Consider the following 20,054-nt stretch of genomic DNA (forward strand, 5'->3'; position numbering starts at 1 on the left):
CCATGACTATCTCTCTGTACGCCGCTTCCGTTCCAGTGTTCAAACAAATGCTCAACGCCCTGAGCGGTGTGCTGGCCAAGGCTGAAGCTCACGCAACGGCCAAGAACATCGACCCGAGCGTGTTTTTGCAGGCGCGCCTGGCCCCGGACATGTTCCCGCTGGTGCGTCAGGTGCAAATCGCCGTTGATTTCACCAAGGGTGTTTCGGGCCGTCTGGCTGAAATCGAATTGCCGAAGTACGACGACAGCGAAGTGACCTTTGCCGACCTGCAAGCCTTGATCAGCAAAGTGCTGGCGTTTGTCGACGGGATCAAGCCTGAGCAAATCGATGGCAAGGAAGGCATCGAAATCATCACCCGTCAGGGCACGCCTAAAGAAAAACGCTTCACGGGCCAGGCTTACCTGCTGACCTACGGCCTGCCGCAGTTCTTCTTCCATGTGACCACGGCTTACGCGATCCTGCGCCACAATGGTGTTGAGATCGGCAAGCGTGACTACATGGGCGCGTTCTAATCAAGCGCACTGTGTCAGCGCCTTGGTCATTCAGACCTACCGGGTTGCAAGCATCGCAGGCAAGCGAGCTCCCACAGGTTCATTGGCACCCTCAGCGTCAGGTGCTGGCCTGATCCAGTGTGGCAGCGCCCCGGTTATTTAGACAGACCGAGTTGCAAGCATCGCAGGCAAGCCAGCTCCCACAGGTTCATTGGCACCCTCAACGCCAGGTGCTGGCCTGATCCACTGTGGGAGCGGGCTTGCTCGCGATGGCAGCGCCCCGGTTATTTAGACAGACCGAGTTGTAAGCATCGCAGGCTTGCCCGCCCACATGGCCTCAGCCCTGTTGCAGGGGCTTGTCTTCCTGGGCCATACAGGCCGCCGCAGTAAAGAGTACGTCGGTGGAGGAGTTGAGCGCGGTTTCCGCCGAGTCCTGCAGGATGCCGATAATGAAGCCCACGGCCACCACCTGCATGGCAATCTCGCTCGGGATGCCGAACAGGCTGCACGCCAACGGAATCAACAGCAGCGAACCGCCCGCCACACCCGATGCGCCGCAGGCGCAAATGGCTGCAACCACACTCAGCAAAATAGCCGTCGGAATATCGACCGCAATCCCCAGTGTATGCACGGCAGCCAGGCTCAACACGGTGATGGTAATCGCCGCGCCCGCCATATTGATGGTGGCCCCCAGCGGGATGGACACCGAGTAGGTGTCTTCATGCAGGCCCAGACGCTCGCTCAACGCCATGTTCACCGGAATGTTGGCCGCCGAACTGCGGGTGAAAAACGCGGTAATCCCGCTTTCGCGCAGGCACAGAAATACCAGCGGGTACGGGTTGCGACGCAACTTCCAGAACACGATCAGCGGGTTGACCACCAGCGCCACAAACAGCATGCAGCCAATCAACACCGTGAGCAGGTGCAGATAACCCAGCAGGGCACCGAAGCCCGAAGAGGCGAGGGTGGCAGCCACCAGGCCGAAAATGCCCAGCGGTGCAAAGCGGATAACTACGCGCACGATCAGGGTGACACCGTTGGACAGGTCATTGAGTACGGTGCGGGTAGTGTCGCCGGCATGACGAATGGCAATGCCCATGCCGATGGCCCACGCCAGGATGCCGATAAAGTTGGCATTCATCAGTGCGCTGACCGGGTTGTCGACCACACTCAACAGCAGGCTTTGCAGTACCTCGCTGATACCCCCGGGGGCGGTAATGGCGATGTTCTCGGTGGCCAGAACCAGATTCGACGGGAACAGCATGCTGGCGATAACGGCCACGACAGCAGCAGCAAAGGTGCCGAACAGGTACAGAACCAGAATCGGGCGGATATGGGTTTCCTGGCCGTGCTTGTGGTTGGCAATCGAGGCCATGACCAGTACAAACACGAGAATCGGCGCAACGGCTTTCAAGGCGCTGACGAACACCTTGCCGATAAAGGCCACCGAAAGCGCTGCCGAGGGCGCAAGCCATGCCAGCAAAATACCTGCAATCAGACCGATCACAATCTGGGTTACCAGGCTGGTGCGCATGAGCTTTTGCAGCAGGGTAGGTGGAGCGTCAGTCATAAAGGTTTCTCTAGTTGTTCTGGGTAGCGCATTGAAAAACTGTGGGGCGATCGGCGGCAAACGGGCAGGCTGATCGACGCAAGTCGGCGGGATACGAACTTTATCATAGACGTGTAGGTGCTTTCCTACGCAGGGGCAATCTGCCACATCCGTGGTTGAACTTGTTTCGGGTACATCGCTTCAAGGTGAAGCATTCTGTTACCATTGCTCATCCCCCACTTTTCTTCAAATCAGCGGGCCTTTCGGGCTTTCGCTGGCCTCGTTGTCTCTGGAGTTATTCATGCTGTTGCCCATCCTGCTGCTGTCTGCGGCCGGCTTTACCGTGCTCACCACCGAATTTGTCATCGTCGGCCTGCTGCCTTCAATAGCCCGCGACTTGGAGGTCAGCGTGCCCCAGGCCGGTTTGCTGGTGACTTTGTTCGCCTTTACGGTCGCTGCCCTCGGGCCGTTTTTGACCGCCTACTTTGCGCGTTTTCAGCGCAAGCGCCTGTTTATCTCGATTTTGCTGATGTTCGCCTTCGCCAACACCGTGGCGGCGCTGGCGCCGAACATTTGGGTGATGGCTTTTGCGCGGCTGCTGCCGGCATTGGGGTTGCCGGTGTTTTGGGCTCTGGCTAGCGAAACGGCGGTGGATATCGTAGGCCCGGATTACGCCGGGCGGGCGATTGCCAAAATCGGGTTCGGCATCGTTTGTGCGACGGTATTTGGCATTCCTGTAGGCACCCTGATCTCGGATGCTTGGGGCTGGCGCAGTGCCTTCGGTATTCTGGCGGTGGTCGCCCTGGCCAAGGCGCTGTTGCTGTGGATCTATTTACCTGTCACCCGGGCAGTGAAAGAAAGCGTCACCCTGAGTTCGCAGTTTGCCCTGCTGCGCAGCCCATTGATGATTGGCCATATCGTGTTGTCCGTTCTGGTGTTCAGCGGCATGTTTACGGCCTACACCTATCTGGCCGATATTCTTGAGCGCCTGGCAGGCTTTGACGGCACGCTGGTGGGGTGGTGCCTGATGGGCTTTGGCGCCGTAGGCCTGATCGGCAACTCGTTGGGCGGGCGCATGGTGGATCGCCATCCGCTGATCGCCTCGATGGTGTTTTGTGCCTTTATGATCGGCGGCCTGGTGGCGCTGGTGCCGAGCATTCACTCAACCCTGGGCCTGGCGGCGGCCATGGGCATATGGGGGGTGACCCAGGCGGCCATGTTTCTGGTCAGCCATGTGCGGCTGATGAAAGTTGCCCCCCATGCCCCGGCATTTGCCGCGTCGCTGAACATTGCCGGGGCCAATCTGGGGATCGGCCTGGGTGCGATGGTGGGGGGGCGGGTAATCGATAGCTATGGCCTGGGTAACCTGGGGTTTGCTGCCGCCGGGTTTATCCTGGTATCGATTCTGCTGGCGCTGGTGCTGATGACTGCCAAGGCGCCGCCAGTGTGTGCTAGCGCGGGGTAAACAACTCGCGGCGTGCCCCCTCGGTAATCGCAACGATGCCGGGGTGGCGGATCTTGCGCTCCACGGTAATGGCGTAGAAGGATTCGGTGACAGCCTCGGTGTGGCCGATCAATTCAACATCAAACTGACGCATCACTTCCTGGGCAATCACGCTGGGTGCGATAAAGACGCCGATCCCCGACTGACCAAAAGCCTGCATCAGCGCGCTGTCATCAAATTCCCCCACGATTCGCGGCTGGATCTGCTGCTCGGCCAGCCAGCGCAACAAGCGGCTGCGCAGCATGGTTTCGGGCCCGGGGATGAGTAGCGGCGCGCCTTGCAGGCAATGCGGAAAGTTTTCGGCATAGTCTTGGGCCAGCGTCGCAGTAGCAAAAAAACTGATGCCGCACTCGCCCAGTTTTTGACTGAAACCCTTGATATCCAGGTGCGAAGGCATAGGGCTGTCGGAAATTACCAAATCAAGACGCTGAATAGCGAGGTCCGCGAGTAGCCGGTCAAGCTTGTCTTCGCGACAGGTGATGCGAATCGGTTTATCCAGCTCCATGGTCGGAGCAATCAGGCGGTACACAATCGACTTGGGCACCACGTCGGCCACACCCACTCGAAACAAGATCTGTTGTTCCTTGGGCGCCATGCGCAGCATGCTTTCCAGTTCACTGCCGACCTGAAAGATCTGCTCGGCATAAGGCAGTACCTGGCGTCCGGTCTCGGTCAGCTCCAGTTGGCGTCCGACCCGGCGAAACAACGGCAGGCCATAGGTATCTTCGAGCAGGCTGATTTGCCCGCTGATCGTCTGCGGCGTGAGGTTCAGTTGCTCGCAAGCGCGAACAATGCTGCCGGTCTTGGCCACGACCCAGAAGTAATGCAATTGGCGGTAATTAAGCATCAGCGTCGCAACACTTCGTAAAAACCGAAGTATAGCGTTTAAAAATACGAATTTTCCTGAAGTGTTAGATTCTCTAGAATCCCGCGTTATGCGCAAGCCACTTTGGTGGCCGCCGGTTTAGAGAGGGAAATGACCATGAACATGAAAAAAGCAGCAGTAGCCGTACTGTTATCGGCAGGTTTGCTGGCGATTGCGGGTTGCGACCAGGCTGAAAAAGCCGCGCAACAGGTGCTGAGCAAAACCGCTGAATCCGCTAAACAGGCAATTGATGACACTCACAAGGCTGCGGAGCAAGCGCTCAGCGAAGCCACCGGTGGGCTGATTGAAAAAGAAAAGCCTGAGCAAGAAAAGCAAGATTCATCTAAAGCTATTTAACTGGTCTTACTGCAGAGTCCGAACACACCTATGGAATATCTTTTACAACTGGCTGCCAGCCCCGCAGCCTGGGTCGCTTTAGCCACGTTGATCGTGATGGAAATCGTGCTGGGTATCGATAACCTGATCTTTATCTCGATTTTGACCAACAAACTGCCTGAGCAATACCGCACCAAGGCACGCCGTATTGGTATCGGCATGGCGCTGATCCTGCGTCTGGGCTTGCTGGGTACCATTGCCTACATCGTGCAACTGACCACGCCGGTATTTGAAGTGCTGGGCAAGGCCTTCTCGTGGAAGGACATGATCCTGATTGCCGGTGGTCTGTTTCTGGTGTGGAAGGCCACCAGCGAAATCCACCACAGCATGACTCCGCAAGTGGAAGAAAAAGCCGACAGCGTGTCGTCGAAAGTCACCTTGGGCTTTGCCGCTGCCATCGGCCAGATCCTCATGCTTGACCTGGTGTTTTCCATCGACAGCATCATTACGGCGGTGGGCATGACCGAGCACTTGCCGATAATGGTGATTGCAGTGGTGGTAGCGGTGATGGTGATGTTGCTGGCTTCGGAGCCTCTGGCCAAGTTCATCAACGACAACCCGACCGTGGTGATGCTGGCCCTGGCCTTCCTGATCATGATCGGCATGACCTTGATCGCTGAAGGGTTCGGTGCCCATGTGCCTAAAGGTTACGTGTATGCAGCGATGGCGTTCTCGGCCACGGTTGAAACACTCAACATTGTGGCGCGTCAGATCCGGGAAAGGCGTCAGGCTGCGCTGATCAAGTAAACGCAGGTTGATGCTAAAAAGCCGTCCACTCTCTTTGGGGTGGACGGCTTTTTTGTGGGTTCAATGTGCGCTTGCTGCACCAGCTACCGGTTTTTCAGGGATATCTTGCGGTTTTGCCTGCACCTGCGGGTGATGATGGCGGCTAATACGCATCAGGCCCCAGAGCATGGCGCCAGCAACGGCCAGCCAACCGGCAATCAGCAGAAAAATAGTGAGTATCGGGCTCATCAGTGCCTCCTTTGCCCCCTACGGGCTCAAACACACGCTAAGCAGATGACAGTCTAGCCTGTGCGATGTTGCAGTCTATTGACCGAAGGTCGTGTAGGGCTAATCGATTCGCTCTATATCAGCCATTGGGCTGTGGCTTAAGGCTATACCTCGCATTATTGGCGCCCTATGATTGACGGTCATGGCGGACTTTGAGGTCTGGCGTTTATTAAGAGCGAGGCAATATGCGGGCAGTGACAGGGGCAAAATCGGCGCGGCTGTGGCTGATGGGGGTGTTTGCGTTAGCGATGGTGGGCTGCGCCAGTGTCGAACCCCCTGAGTTTCGACGCTTGCCAGAACGGGTAGAGCTCAATGGCGTGCCGTTTTTCCGCGGCAATGCCAACCAGGGTGCCCCGCAAATATTGGCGGGCATGCTCAGTGAGCAAAGAGTCCGCATCACCCCCGGACTTTTGGTCAAACCGCTGCAGTTACCGGGTGCCGAAGCCTCATTGCAATCTAATATCGAGCAGCTTGCGGCGGGTTACGGGCTGATGGTGTACCCGCTGGACAAATCCCTGTCTGCGTTGCTGACTCAAGTGGCAGCCGGCTACCCGGTGATGCTGCGATTTAGCGACGGCACCCTGTGGTCCGAGCCGCGCTACGCGATGCTGGTGGGCTACAACCGCGCCAAAGGTACGGTGTTGCTGCGTGCAGGCATGGAGCGCCGCCGGTTGATGGACTTCAACACATTCGAGTCGGCGTGGAAGGATGCTGGCGGCTGGGCCGTGCTGATCCTGTCGCCAACCCAGTTGCCGGCCAACGTCGACAATACCCGCTGGCTGAAAATTGCCAATGAACTGTCCCGCTCGGGCCAGGAGCAGGCGGGTGCAGCAGCGATCAAGACGCTGGAGTCCCACAGGTAAGTTTTGGCAAAAATACCTGTGGGAGCGGGCTTGCTCGCGATAAATTCACCGCGACTTCCCTGACAGTCTGCGGCGATGCCATCGCGAGCAAGCCCGCTCCCACATAGCCACCACAAGAGTTAAAAGCCGAACTTGTCCCGCAAGCTGTAGTACCAGGCACCCAAAGCTGTCAGCGGTGTACGCAACAGCTGTCCGCCGGGGAAAGGGTAGTGTGGCAGGTCGGCAAACGCATCAAAGCGCTCTGCCTGGCCGCGCAGGGCTTCGGCCAGCACCTTGCCTGCCAAATGGGTATAGGTCACGCCATGGCCGCTGCAACCTTGGGAGTAATAGATGTTGTCACCGATACGGCCGACCTGAGGGAGGCGTGATAGCGTCAGCAGGAAATTGCCCGTCCATGCATAGTCAATTTTCACATCCTTGAGCTGCGGGAAAGCCTTGAGCATTTTCGGCCGGATAATCGCCTCGATATTGGCAGGGTCCCGTGCGCCATACACCACGCCGCCCCCGAAAATCAGACGCTTGTCACCGGACAGGCGATAGTAGTCGAGCAAGTAGTTACAGTCCTCGACGCAATAGTCCTGTGGCAACAGGGTCTTGGCCAGCTCATCACCCAGGGGCTCGGTGGTGATTACCTGTGTACCGCAGGGCATGGACTTGGAAGCCAGCTCCGGTACCAGATTGCCCAGATAGGCATTGCCTGCGACGATAATGAACTTTGCTCGCACCTTGCCCTGGGGGGTATGCACCACAGGATTGGCGCCGCGTTCAATGCGAACAGCGGGAGACTGCTCATAAATGGTGCCGCCCAAAGACTCGACAGCCGCGGCCTCACCCAGCGCCAGATTGAGCGGATGAATATGCCCGCCGCTCATATCCAGCAGCCCGCCCTGATACTGATCACAGGCAACCACTTCACGAATCCGGCGCTGATCCAGCAGCTCCAGTGACGTATTGCCAAAACGCTCCCAGAGTTTTTTCTGCGCTTCCAGATGGCCCATCTGCTTGGCGGTGATGGCGGCAAACACGCCGCCGTCTTTCAAATCGCACTGGATCTGATACTTGGCCACACGCTCACGAATGATCTTGCCGCCTTCAAAGGCCATCTGCCCCAGCAACTGAGCCTGCTTGGCGCCGACAGTGCGTTCGATGACATCGATATCGCGGCTGTAACTGTTAACGATCTGGCCGCCATTGCGTCCGGAAGCACCGAACCCCACCTTCGCTGCTTCCAGGACCGTGACCTTGAAACCGGCCTCCAGCAAAAAAAGCGCACTCGACAGCCCGGTATAGCCGGCGCCGATAACACACACATCCGTTTCCACCTCGCCCTGCAGGGCAGGGCGCTCAGGGGCTGGATTGGCTGAAGCCGCATAGTAGGACTGGGGATAGGGAGTGTTCGACATTCTGCAGCCTCTGTTTTATATTTTTTACGAGTGAGGCCGATGCTACCTGAGTTGAAAACCGCCCGCCAGCCACTGGCGGCTGAGTGTTTTCGGGTTAAAAATAAAAAATTCGACTATTCATAGGGTTAGCTGCAAAAAAGGTGTTGACACCCCTCCGCAAATCTATAGAATGCGACCCCACAGCAGGCACGTAGCTCAGTTGGTTAGAGCACCACCTTGACATGGTGGGGGTCGTTGGTTCGAGTCCAATCGCGCCTACCAAACAAAATCCGCTCTGCTGGGCGGTCTAGAAGGGCTCACCGAAAGGTGGGCCCTTTTTTGTTGTCTGCGATTTGCAAAACTTTTGCAAAACTTTTGCAAAACCCCCACCTCAGAACGCCAAATCAGCCCCCACCTCCAGGTACTCGATACCTTTCTCTGTGTGTCCATCCTGATAGTGTTTGGTCATCTTCGCGTCCGTGTGGCCCATCAGCGCCTGGATGTATTCCTGCGGGAAATTCTGCTGCTCGTATAGCCATGCGCCCAAAGCGCGGATCTCGTGAAAGGTGGGTCGTTCGGTGGCCGGAATATGGTCATACGCATGCGCCGCATCCCGGGCCTTGCTGAACTCGTTGCTCAGATAGTTCGGAGTGACCGAGGTCCAGTGATCTTTCGCGGCTATGTGCTCGCGCCTTCTCGCCTTGGGCCTGTAATGAATCAGGTAGGGCGAAGCCACAGGGGAGCGCAGACATTCGCTCACAACCTCTCGTAGGGCTTTGCCCATCTTGATCTGTAGGTGGACCGGTTTGTCATAACCCTGGGTCTTGCCGGGCGAAACCTTGATCGTGTTGTTCTCAAGGTCGACTGCGGACTTGAGCCACGAAACGATATCGTCACGCCGCTGCAGGCTGGCCAGCGCCAAGCGGATGGCGCGTTTCAACCAGAGTGGTGTGGTGTCCGCGTCCACAATCGTCATCAGGCCCGCCAGCGTGTGTCGCTGACGCTTCTTCTCGGCTTCCTTTTTGATCAGTGTCAGCTCGGCCACGTTGCGCTCAGCCAAGCCCTTAGCCACCGCGAAGGCAAAAATCTGGATCAACAAGCCACGGTGTTTGGTGTAAGCGTTGTTGCTAAAACCTTCCAGGTACTCCGCGACGGCAAGTACGTCGAGCTGGCCGATCAATTGATCTCCCAAGTCTTGCCGGTAGCGCTCCAGCTTGAACTTGATCTCTACCAAGGTGCGAGCGGCATACCCGCGATCTTTCAACCATTCGGCCTCAAAGCGCTCAACCAGGTTGCGCATCGTGGGCAGGCGATCGCCTGTAAGGATCATGAGTAGCTCACCGTCACCGGCCATCACAGGGGCCAGCTTTGCATTGGCTGCCCTGGCCAGCTTGATGGCGTCCTCCAGTGGGCGGTTAATACTGGTCATCAGGCCGGTGATGGGGTTGCGGTACCGCCAGTATTTGCCGTTGGGGTAGAGGTTGGGGGGAAGCTTGCGGTTTTTGATCGTGCGAGGCCGAGAAGCCATTACCCAAGCTCCAGCATTTGAGCGAGCACGGATCGCTCGACCCCATAATTGCGGCCTGCAAGTCTACGAAATACATTCCGCCTTTTACCTCTCCCAACACTTCGCCTTCCTCTATCCATTTTTTGAGTTGTTGCAGGCTTGGCTTGCCACCTGCGTAACGGAGTTTTCTGTATTCACTGGCCTCCATCAAGCGTGGGAGGCGGGCGGTGATCTGGGCAGTGATCGTTGCCATGTCTGATTCCTTTCCCGGGTGGCGGGCTTGGAGGTTTAAGAGGCGAGCGGGTTCTTGCGGAAAACCCAGTCGTGGCCGCACTGGCGGCAATGGCCGTAAAGGCGGCCAGTGGCTTTAAGCGAGTCGGCAGACGTCACGGCGATGACCTTGCCGGCCTGCACCTCGTAGCTGCCTGAACCAATAAATTCTTCGGTGATTTGCATGTTGCGGGCACCGCAGTGGGTGCAGCGGGCGTCGATGCGCTCGCCAATATTTTTAGCGGGCATGAACTGTCCTTAGATGGTTGGGAGGTCGCCGCGCGGCTTTGGTGATGGATGGCATGACCTGGAAGGGGCGCAGGACCAGCAGCGAACAAGCTTTGTCCTGGCCACGCCGGGAAGTGCATCTGGATGGCGAGAACAAAGCCGCCAACTATTTGCCTGCGCGTATCCAGTACGGGCAGATGGCCTTGGCGGCCGAAATTCACGCCGACGACATCGACCCAATCGAGAAACGCAAAGGCGCCGTAACGTTGGAGCGTGTCGAGGGCGCTGTGACGCGTGAGTACGCAACGATCCCGAACACCAGCAAGCGTTTATTGCCTGCTGCGCCAGATCGGCCCAGTGCGACGCAGTTTGCGGACTACCTGCTGCGACGAGGATTGTTTTCTGTAAAGGTATAAACAGATGATGGCATTCGTAGTGGCCAGTACTAAAAGTTACTAGTAGAAGTTACTTTTAGTGCTTTAGTATGCTCCTCTCAAAAAGGGAGTGATGCATGTTACCTAATCCAAAAAGTAGTAATTTTCGCTCGGCTCTACGTAATGCGCGCAAGGATGCAGGGCTCACATTGACTGAGTTGGCTGATGCTGCAGGCATATCCAATGTTATGCCTGGACGCTACGAGCGAGGCGAATCTCAGCCTACGATGGGCACTTGGCAAGAGTTGAACAAAGCTCTGTTTGAGGTCGATGACGAGGAAGTTGAGGCAGAAGCGAAAAAGCAGGAAATCGGCGAATCACTTTCCGACTCGTCTATTGAGCAGATACTTGAAGAGCTAAAAAGCCGCGGATTCAGCACAGTTAACCTTTCCTACAGCTGATTCGTTGACCCAGCACCGCTATCTAGTGGGGTTTTCTATCTCAGGTGCCACCATGACTTTCTATGACGAAATGGCCATGATGGCTCTGGAGATGATCACCGAGTTCGGCCAGTCGATACTTGTCGGTAATGTCCTTCCCGGCGAGTACGATCCCGAAACCGGAACGTCAGATCCTGACATTATCACTGAGCAAACTGCCCAAGGCATCCTGCTCGACTTCACTGGCCAGGAGTTCCAGAACAACAGCCTCATCAAGCAAGGCGACAAGAAGCTCAAGATTGCTGCGCAGGGGCTTGAGTGGGTGCCTGACCTGCTGAGCAAGATGTCAATTCAAGGCCGCACCTGGTCAATCGTTCCTCCGCTCAAAGAGATCAACCCTGCCGGGACACCGATCCTCTATGAATTGCAGGTGCGATCATGAGCAATCATTACGCAGGCAAGAGCAGCAGTTTCTCAGCTCAAATCCGGGCCTTCGCGGATCGAGCGAAAGATGCCATTGATATGACGATGCGCGACATCATCATCAACATAGGTAACAGCGTTATCACGATGTCACCTGTGGGCACTCCTGATGTCTGGAAGATCAACAAGATCAGTCGCGAGTACAATCAGGCCGTCGCGGAACACAACGAAAACCTGCGCCAAAATCCGCAAAACTTCGACAAACGTGGCTATCTCAAGCGCGGCTTAAAGCTCAATGACGGCATGGGCATACGTGCGCCGCAGGGCTGTGTGGGCGGGCGCTTTCGCGGCAACTGGATGTTCAGTGTCGGATCACCTGACACCTCCACGGTGGATCAGGTAGACCCCCGGTGGTAGCCGTTCCATGGCACGTATCGTCAATGGTGCCCTGGAGTTCAATGCAGGGGAGACGGCTTACATCACCAACTCACTGCCTTATGCCATCCCCTTGGAGTACGGGCATTCAACCCAGGCACCGAGCGGTATGGTTCGGATCACCCTGGGCAACTTTCAAAAGATTGTTGAAGAGGCCATCAGGAAGAACCAGGTATGAGCCATAAGATTGTTCGCGCACTGTTTGAGGCCCGGCTGGCAGCTTGGGCAAAGCTGCAGAAGCCTGTACTGCGCATTGCCTATCAAAATGTGGTGTTCAAGCCTGCTGACGGCGAAACCTACCTGCGGGCTTTCTTGATACCTGCTCACACGGGGAGCGACGACCTCGCTGGCGAGCATCGGGTTTATACCGGTCTGTTTCAAATCACCATCGTCACACCTGCCGGAATGGGTTCCGGTGCGGGCGAAGGGTTGGCAGATGACCTGTCTGCTTTGTTTGCCCTCAATGATCGATTAACCCGGGGTGACTTCACGGTACTGGTGATGACCCCGGTCGAGCCTGGTCCCGAGCAACAAGAGGACACCGGCTGTGCGTTGCCTGTGTCGTTTCCGTACCGTGCCGACACGACTTGATCAGTACTTAGGATTTGGCGCGGCGGCTTCTGAACCACTTCACTAAATACCAAGGCGCGGCCAGTATCAGAACAAGAATCGCCGCCAGGGGCAGAGAGTCAACCCAGAGGGACGCTAGAAGCCTCGATTCGATCAACCAACCTTGTGCACTATTCGGATCGGTTTGGGCGTAGGCCGACAGCAGTGCAATCACTGAGGTGATTATCGCGAACCAAATGGCGCTACGAACTTGCTCTCGATTCATATGTGTTTGATTCCCGGAGTGGCATTAAGTAAGGCGCGCGATCCTATCAACCAGCCGTCATCCGGTCGATGGCTCTATTTGCCAATCCACTGACTTCATCCTAATACGCCCATACCCGAAAGAGTGCTGCGGGCTGCTGCTGGCCATCGGGCGCAAGCAGCAGTACTTCCCGTGCCGGAACATTGCCAGCGAGCCGAATGAAGAGTTTCGTCTCGATCCAGAAGACTACGCAGCAGCGGAAGACCTGGGCGAGGTGATCGGCATTGTTCACTCACACCCGGATGCCACCAGCCGGCCGTCTCCGCATGATCTGGCGATGTGCGAGGCTACGGCGTTGCCATGGCACATCCTGAGTTGGCCTGAAGGCGACTTGCGCACTATTACACCGACCGGAAACACGCCGCTGCTTAAGCGTCCGTGTGTTCACGGCGCCTGGGATTGCTGGCAGGTCTGTGCGGATTGGTACAAGCGCGAGTGGGGGCTGGAGTTTGAAGCTTTTAGACGGGAGGACGGCTGGTGGGAGAGCGCTGGCAACACCAGTTTGTACGAAGCCAATTACGAGGAGGCAGGTTTTGTGCGGGGCGACCAGCCACGGCGTGGTGACCTGATCGTTATGGCGATTGGGCGAACGGTTCACCCGAATCATGCTGGGATTTATCTCGGTGATGATCCGGAGCTGCCTGGAGAAGAATCAGGGGTTTTCGGGCCGGGGCCGTTTTTGTTGCATCACCTGTACGACAGGCCGTCAGAGGTGATCGTTTATGGCGGCCCTTGGCTGGATCGGACGCAGCTGATCCTCAGGCACACAGATGCAAAATAACTAAAATGACGAGGCTTACCTGCAGGAGATCAACATGCACCAACTTAAAACTCAAATGACGAGTACTGGAGCGCTTGTGGTTACCGGTATTGGTACTGGAATTGAAACCAGTCAGCTTTTGATTTCAGCTGATAGATTTTCGATCAAGAGTGTTGAGCAATTTCTGGCAACAGAGAAAGCCGACCTGTTGGAGCGTCGACTTGCACGGATTGAGAGCAAATTAGGGTTTAGTCCTTTGGGTGATCGCTGAAAAATTCCGAGATCCTCTTGGGGTTCGGACGAACAGGACTGTTCTTGGGCATCGCCTCCGCCACGCGCAATGCAAAGACCCTTGCAGTATCGAGGCCTTCTTTTCCTTGAGAAGCGGACAATTGATGAACAAGTCCGGAAATTACGCAATTGAGATTTTGTAGGTCTGAGCCATGCGCGTTGACGGCGTCGATCAGTTTCTGACTCAGTTCGCTTTGTTCCATTTTGCCTCCTTGGTAATCCGCGCCGAAATTAGCGCAACCCCAGTCCGTGGGCTTGCAGGCAAAAGACTGGGGAATTCTGTTGCGTAAGTGCAGGAGGCTACTACTACAGGCAACGGGGTGTTACTGAGGATTCGTACATGCTGCAACCATTTGCTAATCTATAGGCAATCTGCGTACACTTTACGCCAATGAAAACAGTCTTCTTTGAAACCACAAGCTTCACCGCCACGGTAGGTGATTACCTGACTGACGATGAATACCGGCAGCTTCAGGTAGAGATGCAGGCGAACCCGGCCGCAGGCGATGTAATGCCGCGCACGGGTGGATTCCGAAAGCTACGCTGGCAAGACGCCCGCAGAGGAAAGGGCAAGCGTGGCGGGTTGCGGGTCATCTATTACTGGCTGCTGGATGATGGTCAGTTCTGGATGTTCGCAATTTACGACAAGGATGAGCTTGAAAACCTGACCGCTGATCAGGAGAAAGCGCTGAAGGCGGCCATTGGTGCAGAATTGAAACAACGAGGTGGGAAATGAAAAAGCGCGATCTGTTTGCCGAGCTGATGCAAGGCGTGAACGAGATGGGCGAACATCGCGAAGGGAAGATCACCCTTCGCCAGTACGAAGTGGAGGCGATGCCGGCCCCCGAGGTGACTGCTGCCGAGATCGTTTCTCTGCGTGAAAAATTGCACATGTCCCAGCCAGTGTTTGCCCGGCAGATCAGAACCAGCCCGGACACACTGAAAAATTGGGAGCAGTCGAAGTCAAAGCCGAATGCCCAGGCAGCACTACTGATCAAGTTGGTCCAGCGCTTCCCTGATATGGTTGATCGCCTCAACGCTGTTTAAGCTGACCTGTATATGAAAGCCCGGCCCTCGCGCTGGGCTTGTTGCATCTGGTGCCTTACCAGCAAACGAGCCGCAAGCCGCCTACTAGATCTAATATTTCATCGGGGCGATTTGGCTGGATCTCCAATATGGAGATCAGACCATCAATCACCCTGCGCGATTCTTGACTGACCGGTTTTCCATGAGGCAGCAGCAAGTCTGCAATCGGATAGCACTCATTCGGCCAGTTTTTAAGCGCATTGATTAGTAGGTTACGTTTTTCTACCAGTGCGTAAGGACCATCGGCTGGATCTGCAAGCGCTAGCCTCAGTTTCGTGAATTCAAGTTGCATTATCTGCATCCTAGCCAGTAAAAAAACGCCCGGCAGCCCAGGCTTGGGCTACCTGTAATGGCGCTGGCGAAGCACTTCGGAGCAGCGCTTGGCGATTGTCAAAAAGTGCCAGCCAGTAAAAAGCATCAGCCCAACGGCACTGTACGCAGCGATTCCCAATGCTGTTATACCTACTTGGTTTGTAGCGTGTATGAGTTCTGGAGCAACGTCTTTGGCTACCCATAAGTAGTAACTGCCGGCCAGAAAACTTGGTCCACCAATTAGGGCAAGCGCCCAACTATTGAGCTCCGACCAGGGCCGCTTACGTTCGTTTCGAAATAACTGTAGAGCTTTATTAAGCGCCTTCAATTGGACTTCCTCAGACTTGGTTATAGGGCACAACGCTACTACTGTGGCGAGTATTTAGGTATTGGCATTTCATCCATGCTGGATGCCCATTCAGGTTCCGACAGAGCGTTATTCTTGGTGGTGGCATTTTGATGCTAAAGTTGCTTATTTTCAAAGGAACTGAGTCATGGCCCTCAGAATCAGGAAGAGCATCAAAATTGCTCCTGGTGTTCGGATCAACATCAGCAAAAGTGGTGTGAGTACGTCACTAGGCTTGAAAGGTGCCACAGTAAAACTAAGTAAACGCGGTACGCGGGTCACGACCGGAATTCCTGGCACTGGAATATCTTCGTCGAAGTTCTACGGGGCCGGAAAGAGAGAGGCTACCCCTACGCCACCTACACCGGCGTGGGCGCATGTGGCCACCTTGCTAATTATCGCAGCAGTTCTTTGGTGGATATTCAGCTGAGGTCCACGCGCAGCCCTAATGTTTTCGGTGCCCTGAAATGAGAAAGCCCAGCTAAATGCTGGGCTTTTTGTGTTTGATTGTTATTACCCGCGTTTGAGAGACACCATTGCATCCACAAACCGTTCAGCTTTCTTCTGCGTATCTACAAGAGAGCTGTTCATGACGTTCCCGCCAGTGCTCCGGGTCTGCACAACCCATCGGCCGCGTTTCGAGTAGAGGGCCACGCTACCGATGGAGTTGTAGTAAATACGGGTCTGAACCGCTTTTGACGATGTTCTTGAGCTGCCTGCTGCTATCGCTCCGCCACCGAGAGGGACTGCACTGGCAAAGCCGCTGGTGGTCGAAAGGATGCCGCTGCCAAAACCAATGTATTCATCAGTAAACACGACCTGTTCCGGCCTGGTCTTGAGAGGTTGTTCCATAAGCACCTGTTCGATTACCGAACGTGCCTGTTCTGGGCTGATTTTGGCCGGAGTGTACTCAACGACCTTTGACACGCATCCTGTGAGCAGAAGCATTAGTGCAGCTATTGCGAAGGGTCTCATCACAGGCTCCGTTATTGTTGGCGGGGCATTCTGCCATGACCGTGTTACTGATGCTAAAGTCCCGCCAAATCAATTGAGGGAACGACATGCGAATTTTGATAGGTGCGCTGGCAATAGCGCTGCTGGCGGGGTGTGCGTCTTCCCCCATCCCGGTCAGCCAGGCAAAGCCGGTTCCATCTGATGAGCTTTATGCTTTCCAGTCAAAGCCCGCGGGTGAGAGTGGTGTGATTACAGTCGTCCGGGATTCCGGGATGGTTGGATCTGGCTGCGATATCGTCGTGTACGTCGATGGGCGCAAAGCTGGCAAGATTGGCACCAGTCAGCGCGCGAGCTTTTATCTGCCTGCCGGCAATATAAATCTGGGGGCTGGATTGGCTGGCTCCGGCCTGTGTGCTGGCGCGGCGATTCGAACCATTTCAGCCAGTGTGCAAGCCAACAAAGAAAGCCTCTACAGGATCAGTGGTGATATGAGCGGCTTCTATATCGGCCCCTATGTCGATTACAACTGAGTTCCAATCTTTAAAAGCCGCCTCCGGGCGGTTTTTTAATGTCCGGAGAAAAGTAATGCATGGTTCGGCAATCAACTACCAACCCGTGACGACCATCCGGTTGTACGGCCCATTACGCCAATTTGGTCGCTCATTCAGACTGGCCGTTAAATCACCAGCAGAAGCCATCAGGGCTCTCTGCGTCCAGGTCCCTGGCTTCGAGCGTTTCCTGTCGAATGCCAAATCCAGAGGGCTTGAATTCACCGTATTCCGGGGCAAAACAAACATTGGACAAGATGAGCTTGGCTACTGTGGGGCTGGCGATATACGCATTGCTCCTGTCGTAGTCGGCAGTAAGCGGGCAGGGCTTCTTCAAACCATCATTGGTGCGGTACTCATTGTGGCAGGCAGCTACTTTAAGCAACCTTGGGCTGTTCAGTTGGGCGTGGGTTTGGTCGGTGGTGGCGTAATCCAAATGCTCAGCCCCCAGGCGGGAGGCCTAAAAACCAGCGCGGCTCCCGAGAACACCCCCGGCTACGCCTTCGGTAGCGCCAAGAACTCTACGGCCTCCGGCAATCCTGTTTCGCTCTGCTACGGGCGCCGTCGCTGGGGTGGCGCCATTATCAGTGCTGCGATCTATGTGGAAGATCAAGTCTAGAGGCCGGGTGGAAACAAGTACTGATATCATTATAATGGCGCACTTCAAGAAAAAGGAAATGTTGTAATGACATCGGAAATCACTCAAACGCCTACCATCTCTTTTGAAGAAATTCATACCAGAGGTACTGAGCTCATACGCAAGCGAGTGTCATTTGAGATATTGGGGCTTAATGGCAAGATGATTGATGCTGTTAGCCTGCTCGAAGCCGAAATTGAAAAGCAGGGTTTGACCTGCCGCATTTACACAAGCGGTAGAATTGCGTCGATTGGCGCGTCCATGCTGGGTGGAGTGACTGGGATTGTAGGGATTGCTTCTGCTGCAGTGATTGCTGCGCACAACATTGCTACCTTCAATCCAGACTATGAAGTGTCAAAACATCTCGTAGACAACAAGCTTGTTGTTTCATACGAAAAATAGGATTTCAGAAAGTATGGACCCGCGTTAGCGGGTTTTTTTTCGTCTGGAGGAAAACATGGGCGCAGCGCAGCTACTCGATATCCACGGCGCCAAGGGCGGTTCCGACAAGCCAAAAACCCCAACCGAAGCCCCGGACAGCCTGCGCTCGATTGCCTTGGCGAAGATGCTGGTCGCGGTCGGCGAGGGTGAATTCGACGGCATCCCCACGGCCAAAAATATCTACCTCGACAATACCCCGCTGCAGGACGAAGAGGGCAACTTCAACTTTCCGAACGTAAAGTGGGAATGGCGCACCGGCTCCGTGGAGCAGCCTTATATCCCCGGTATTCCCTCGGTCGAAAACGAAACCACCTTGGGCATTGAGCTGCGCAGCGGCACGCCGTGGGTGAGGTCGATCAACAACACCTAGCTGTCCGCAGTACGCCTGCGCTTTGCCTGGCCCATGTTGCAATCAATCGACGAGTGCGGAAATATCAACGGCTACCGGATCGAGTACAAGGTTGAGGTAGCTACGGATGGCGGTGCCTATCAGCAGGTATTGAGCGAGGCCGTGGACGGCAAGACCACCAGCACCTACGAGCGCACCCGGCGCGTTGACTTGCCCAAGGCCGCAAGTGGCTGGATGTTGCGCGTCACTCGGATCACGCTGAACCAGAACAGCAACAAAATTGCCGACACCTTGCAGATCGCAGGTTACACCGAGGTCATCGACGCCAAGCTGCGCTATCCGAACACCGCGCTGCTCTATATCGAATTCTCTGCTGAGCAGTTCCGCAATATCCCCGCGATCACGGTTGAGTGTGACGCGCGCAAAATCGCCGTGCCCAGCAATTACGATCCGCGGAGCCGGTCGCACACGGGTATCTGGGACGGCACCTTCAAGCAGGCCTGGACTGACAACCCGGTATGGATGACCTACGACATTACGGTCAACGACCGCTTCGGCCTCGGCCGGCGCATCAAGCCCTGGCAGGTAGATAAGTGGGAGCTGTACCGCATCGCCCAGTACTGCGACCAACTGGTGCCGGACGGCAGGGGCGGCTTGGAACCGCGTTTTATCTGCAACCTGAACCTGCAGGGTAAGGCGGATGCCTGGACGCTGCTGCGGGATATTTCGGCGATTTACCGCGGCATGACATACTGGGCGCAGGGTCAGGTGTTCTCGCTGTCGGATATGCCGCGCTCCACTGATTTTGATTTTGCCTACACCCGTGCCAATGTCATCGACGGTAAGTTCACCTATGCCAGTGCCTCGGAGCGCACCCGCTACAGCCGCGCACTGATCAGCTACGACAACCCGGCCAACAACTACGACACCGATGTCACCGCGGTGACCGACAGCAAGTTGCAGCGCCGCTATGGCGACAACCCGCTGGAGATCAGCGCGATTGGCTGCACCCGTGAGTCCGAAGCGCAGCGCCGGGGCAAATGGGCGTTGCTGACCAATGCCAAGGATCGGGCGGTGACGTTCAGAACGGGCTTGGCCGGGCGTATCCCGTTGCCGGGGTATGTGATCCCGATTGCAGACGAGTTAATCGCAGGGCGGCCAGTGGGCGGGCTAGTGGCGGCGGTTGCCGGCAAGGTCATTACGCTGGACCGCGATACCTCGGCCAAGCCGGGCGATCGCCTGATTCTCAACTTGCCTGATGGCAAGTGCGAGGGGCGGACGATCCAGTTGGTCAGCGGGCGCAAGGTGACGGTGACCACGGCGTACTCCATCGCGCCTCAGCCCGAACTGGTGTGGTGTCTGGATGCTGACGATCTGGCGGTACCGCTTTACCGGGTCACCAGCGTGTCGCGGCCGGAGGCCGGTGTATTCGAAATCTCGGCCGTGCAGTACGACCCGAGCAAGTTCGCGCATATCGACACCGGGGCCCGTCTTGAAGAGCGCCCCATCAGCGTGATCCCGATCACCGTGGTGTCAGCGCCGGCCAGCGTGGTGCTGACGTCGAATTCGTCGATTGCCCAAGGCCTGGCCGTGACCACCATGACCATCACCTGGGAGTCGGTGCCCGGCGCTGTCGCCTATGACGTGGATCTTCCCGCAGGGCGCGGGCAGGCCTGGGATGGTGCCTTGCAGCCAGCCACGTTTGTTGGCCAGCC

Annotated in this window: 26 protein-coding genes, 1 tRNA gene and 3 pseudogenes; 20 read left to right on the top strand and 10 right to left on the bottom strand. The window is 56.2% G+C overall.

Annotated features, from left to right (window positions below; genetic code table 11):
• The first annotated feature begins 2 nt into the window (after positions 1–2).
• Complete coding sequence (locus tag ACP7BE_RS00880) at positions 3–512, top strand: DUF1993 domain-containing protein (RefSeq protein WP_016780360.1); 510 nt, start codon at positions 3–5, stop codon at positions 510–512.
• Positions 513–828: 316 nt separating this feature from the next.
• Here the strand turns inward: ACP7BE_RS00880 and sstT are convergent, their stop codons facing one another.
• Positions 829–2,061, bottom strand: coding sequence for a serine/threonine transporter SstT (sstT, locus tag ACP7BE_RS00885; RefSeq protein WP_095002287.1), 1,233 nt, complete (start codon positions 2,059–2,061; stop codon positions 829–831).
• A 280-nt stretch (positions 2,062–2,341) separates the two neighbouring features.
• On the opposite strand from sstT, the gene ACP7BE_RS00890 reads away from it, so the two are divergent.
• Positions 2,342–3,505, top strand: a complete 1,164-nt coding sequence (locus ACP7BE_RS00890) for an MFS transporter (RefSeq protein ID WP_095024555.1) — start codon at positions 2,342–2,344, stop codon at positions 3,503–3,505.
• On the opposite strand, the gene nhaR is transcribed toward ACP7BE_RS00890, so the two are convergent.
• Positions 3,492–4,391: a transcriptional activator NhaR gene (gene nhaR, locus ACP7BE_RS00895; protein WP_095002289.1), complete on the bottom strand. Its 900-nt coding sequence runs from the start codon at positions 4,389–4,391 to the stop codon at positions 3,492–3,494. The two genes, ACP7BE_RS00890 and nhaR, sit on opposite strands and share 14 nt — an antisense overlap.
• A gap of 135 nt (positions 4,392–4,526) precedes the next feature.
• On the opposite strand from nhaR, the gene ACP7BE_RS00900 reads away from it, so the two are divergent.
• Positions 4,527–4,766 carry a hypothetical protein gene (locus ACP7BE_RS00900; RefSeq protein WP_095002448.1) on the top strand — a complete coding sequence of 80 codons (240 nt, stop codon included), beginning with the start codon at positions 4,527–4,529 and terminating at the stop codon, positions 4,764–4,766.
• Between the two features lie 30 nt (positions 4,767–4,796).
• Positions 4,797–5,552 (top strand): TerC family protein, encoded by a 756-nt coding sequence (locus tag ACP7BE_RS00905; RefSeq protein ID WP_095002290.1) that lies wholly within the window; start codon positions 4,797–4,799, stop codon positions 5,550–5,552.
• Positions 5,553–5,612: 60 nt separating this feature from the next.
• On the opposite strand, the gene ACP7BE_RS00910 is transcribed toward ACP7BE_RS00905, so the two are convergent.
• Entirely contained in the window at positions 5,613–5,780 is a 168-nt protein-coding gene (locus ACP7BE_RS00910) for a hypothetical protein (RefSeq protein ID WP_165446485.1), read from the bottom strand.
• A gap of 224 nt (positions 5,781–6,004) precedes the next feature.
• Here ACP7BE_RS00910 and ACP7BE_RS00915 point away from each other — a divergent pair, with 224 nt between their 5' ends.
• Positions 6,005–6,682, top strand: a complete 678-nt coding sequence (locus ACP7BE_RS00915; protein ID WP_426104296.1) for a peptidase C39 family protein — start codon at positions 6,005–6,007, stop codon at positions 6,680–6,682.
• A gap of 119 nt (positions 6,683–6,801) precedes the next feature.
• Here ACP7BE_RS00915 and ACP7BE_RS00920 read toward each other — a convergent pair whose 3' ends face one another.
• On the bottom strand, positions 6,802–8,085 hold the full coding sequence (locus ACP7BE_RS00920; protein ID WP_095002292.1) for an NAD(P)/FAD-dependent oxidoreductase: 1,284 nt from the start codon (positions 8,083–8,085) through the stop codon (positions 6,802–6,804).
• 184 nt (positions 8,086–8,269) lie between these two features.
• Here ACP7BE_RS00920 and ACP7BE_RS00925 point away from each other — a divergent pair.
• A tRNA-Val gene (locus tag ACP7BE_RS00925) sits at positions 8,270–8,346 on the top strand.
• 109 nt (positions 8,347–8,455) lie between these two features.
• On the opposite strand, the gene ACP7BE_RS00930 is transcribed toward ACP7BE_RS00925, so the two are convergent.
• From ACP7BE_RS00930 to ACP7BE_RS00940, 3 genes are read right to left on the bottom strand one after another with little or no spacing between them, the layout of a single operon-like run.
• Complete coding sequence (locus ACP7BE_RS00930) at positions 8,456–9,592, bottom strand: tyrosine-type recombinase/integrase (protein ID WP_426104298.1); 1,137 nt, start codon at positions 9,590–9,592, stop codon at positions 8,456–8,458.
• On the bottom strand, positions 9,480–9,824 hold the full coding sequence (locus ACP7BE_RS00935) for a hypothetical protein (protein WP_426104300.1): 345 nt from the start codon (positions 9,822–9,824) through the stop codon (positions 9,480–9,482). The genes ACP7BE_RS00930 and ACP7BE_RS00935 overlap by 113 nt, the downstream gene beginning before the upstream one ends.
• Positions 9,825–9,859: 35 nt before the next feature.
• A complete protein-coding gene (locus ACP7BE_RS00940) occupies positions 9,860–10,090 on the bottom strand; it encodes a hypothetical protein (protein WP_426104302.1) in 231 nt (76 codons plus the stop codon).
• A gap of 26 nt (positions 10,091–10,116) precedes the next feature.
• On the opposite strand from ACP7BE_RS00940, the pseudogene ACP7BE_RS00945 reads away from it, so the two are divergent.
• From ACP7BE_RS00945 to ACP7BE_RS00975, 7 genes and pseudogenes are all read left to right on the top strand, one after another.
• Positions 10,117–10,485: pseudogene (locus ACP7BE_RS00945) on the top strand (DnaT-like ssDNA-binding protein); the annotation flags it as partial.
• 95 nt (positions 10,486–10,580) lie between these two features.
• Positions 10,581–10,904, top strand: coding sequence for a helix-turn-helix domain-containing protein (locus ACP7BE_RS00950; RefSeq protein WP_095018789.1), 324 nt, complete (start codon positions 10,581–10,583; stop codon positions 10,902–10,904).
• 52 nt (positions 10,905–10,956) lie between these two features.
• Positions 10,957–11,325 carry a hypothetical protein gene (locus ACP7BE_RS00955; protein WP_095018790.1) on the top strand — a complete coding sequence of 123 codons (369 nt, stop codon included), beginning with the start codon at positions 10,957–10,959 and terminating at the stop codon, positions 11,323–11,325.
• Positions 11,322–11,919 (top strand): annotated as a pseudogene (locus ACP7BE_RS00960) (hypothetical protein). Before ACP7BE_RS00955 ends, ACP7BE_RS00960 begins: the two are co-directional and overlap by 4 nt.
• Positions 11,916–12,332 (top strand): phage tail terminator-like protein, encoded by a 417-nt coding sequence (locus ACP7BE_RS00965; RefSeq protein WP_095025048.1) that lies wholly within the window; start codon positions 11,916–11,918, stop codon positions 12,330–12,332. Before ACP7BE_RS00960 ends, ACP7BE_RS00965 begins: the two are co-directional and overlap by 4 nt.
• 320 nt (positions 12,333–12,652) lie before the next feature.
• Complete coding sequence (locus tag ACP7BE_RS00970) at positions 12,653–13,396, top strand: C40 family peptidase (RefSeq protein ID WP_426105334.1); 744 nt, start codon at positions 12,653–12,655, stop codon at positions 13,394–13,396.
• A 34-nt stretch (positions 13,397–13,430) separates the two neighbouring features.
• The gene (locus tag ACP7BE_RS00975) at positions 13,431–13,646 is read left to right on the top strand and encodes a DUF1983 domain-containing protein (RefSeq protein WP_130871701.1); all 216 of its coding nucleotides are present in this window, start codon (positions 13,431–13,433) and stop codon (positions 13,644–13,646) included.
• Here ACP7BE_RS00975 and ACP7BE_RS00980 read toward each other — a convergent pair.
• Positions 13,624–13,869: a hypothetical protein gene (locus ACP7BE_RS00980; RefSeq protein WP_095025050.1), complete on the bottom strand. Its 246-nt coding sequence runs from the start codon at positions 13,867–13,869 to the stop codon at positions 13,624–13,626. The two genes, ACP7BE_RS00975 and ACP7BE_RS00980, sit on opposite strands and share 23 nt — an antisense overlap.
• 188 nt (positions 13,870–14,057) lie before the next feature.
• Between ACP7BE_RS00980 and ACP7BE_RS00985 the strand changes: the two genes are divergently transcribed.
• Both ACP7BE_RS00985 and ACP7BE_RS00990 read left to right on the top strand, forming a co-directional pair.
• Positions 14,058–14,402, top strand: a complete 345-nt coding sequence (locus tag ACP7BE_RS00985) for a hypothetical protein (protein ID WP_019827010.1) — start codon at positions 14,058–14,060, stop codon at positions 14,400–14,402.
• Complete coding sequence (locus ACP7BE_RS00990) at positions 14,399–14,713, top strand: helix-turn-helix domain-containing protein (protein ID WP_019827011.1); 315 nt, start codon at positions 14,399–14,401, stop codon at positions 14,711–14,713. Before ACP7BE_RS00985 ends, ACP7BE_RS00990 begins: the two co-directional genes overlap by 4 nt.
• Before the next feature lie 55 nt (positions 14,714–14,768).
• Here the strand turns inward: ACP7BE_RS00990 and ACP7BE_RS00995 are convergent, their stop codons facing one another.
• On the bottom strand, positions 14,769–15,044 hold the full coding sequence (locus tag ACP7BE_RS00995; protein ID WP_095025051.1) for a hypothetical protein: 276 nt from the start codon (positions 15,042–15,044) through the stop codon (positions 14,769–14,771).
• Positions 15,045–15,558: 514 nt separating this feature from the next.
• Here ACP7BE_RS00995 and ACP7BE_RS01000 point away from each other — a divergent pair.
• Entirely contained in the window at positions 15,559–15,840 is a 282-nt protein-coding gene (locus tag ACP7BE_RS01000; RefSeq protein ID WP_426104307.1) for a DUF4236 domain-containing protein, read from the top strand.
• Between the two features lie 83 nt (positions 15,841–15,923).
• Here ACP7BE_RS01000 and ACP7BE_RS01005 read toward each other — a convergent pair whose 3' ends face one another.
• Positions 15,924–16,385 carry a hypothetical protein gene (locus tag ACP7BE_RS01005; RefSeq protein ID WP_338659947.1) on the bottom strand — a complete coding sequence of 154 codons (462 nt, stop codon included), beginning with the start codon at positions 16,383–16,385 and terminating at the stop codon, positions 15,924–15,926.
• A gap of 86 nt (positions 16,386–16,471) precedes the next feature.
• Here ACP7BE_RS01005 and ACP7BE_RS01010 point away from each other — a divergent pair, with 86 nt between their 5' ends.
• From ACP7BE_RS01010 to ACP7BE_RS01025, 4 genes and pseudogenes are all read left to right on the top strand, one after another.
• Entirely contained in the window at positions 16,472–16,894 is a 423-nt protein-coding gene (locus ACP7BE_RS01010) for a hypothetical protein (RefSeq protein WP_120265609.1), read from the top strand.
• 55 nt (positions 16,895–16,949) lie between these two features.
• Positions 16,950–17,531 (top strand): tail assembly protein, encoded by a 582-nt coding sequence (locus ACP7BE_RS01015; RefSeq protein WP_426104309.1) that lies wholly within the window; start codon positions 16,950–16,952, stop codon positions 17,529–17,531.
• Positions 17,532–17,597: 66 nt separating this feature from the next.
• Positions 17,598–17,951 (top strand): hypothetical protein, encoded by a 354-nt coding sequence (locus ACP7BE_RS01020; protein ID WP_426104311.1) that lies wholly within the window; start codon positions 17,598–17,600, stop codon positions 17,949–17,951.
• Between the two features lie 55 nt (positions 17,952–18,006).
• Positions 18,007–19,989, top strand: a pseudogene (locus ACP7BE_RS01025) (host specificity protein J); the annotation flags it as partial.
• Between the last annotated feature and the right edge of the window lie 65 nt (positions 19,990–20,054).

It is taken from the genome of Pseudomonas sp. TWR1-1-3 (assembly GCF_049896805.1).
GTDB classification, from domain to species: Bacteria; Pseudomonadota; Gammaproteobacteria; order Pseudomonadales; family Pseudomonadaceae; genus Aquipseudomonas; species Aquipseudomonas bubulae.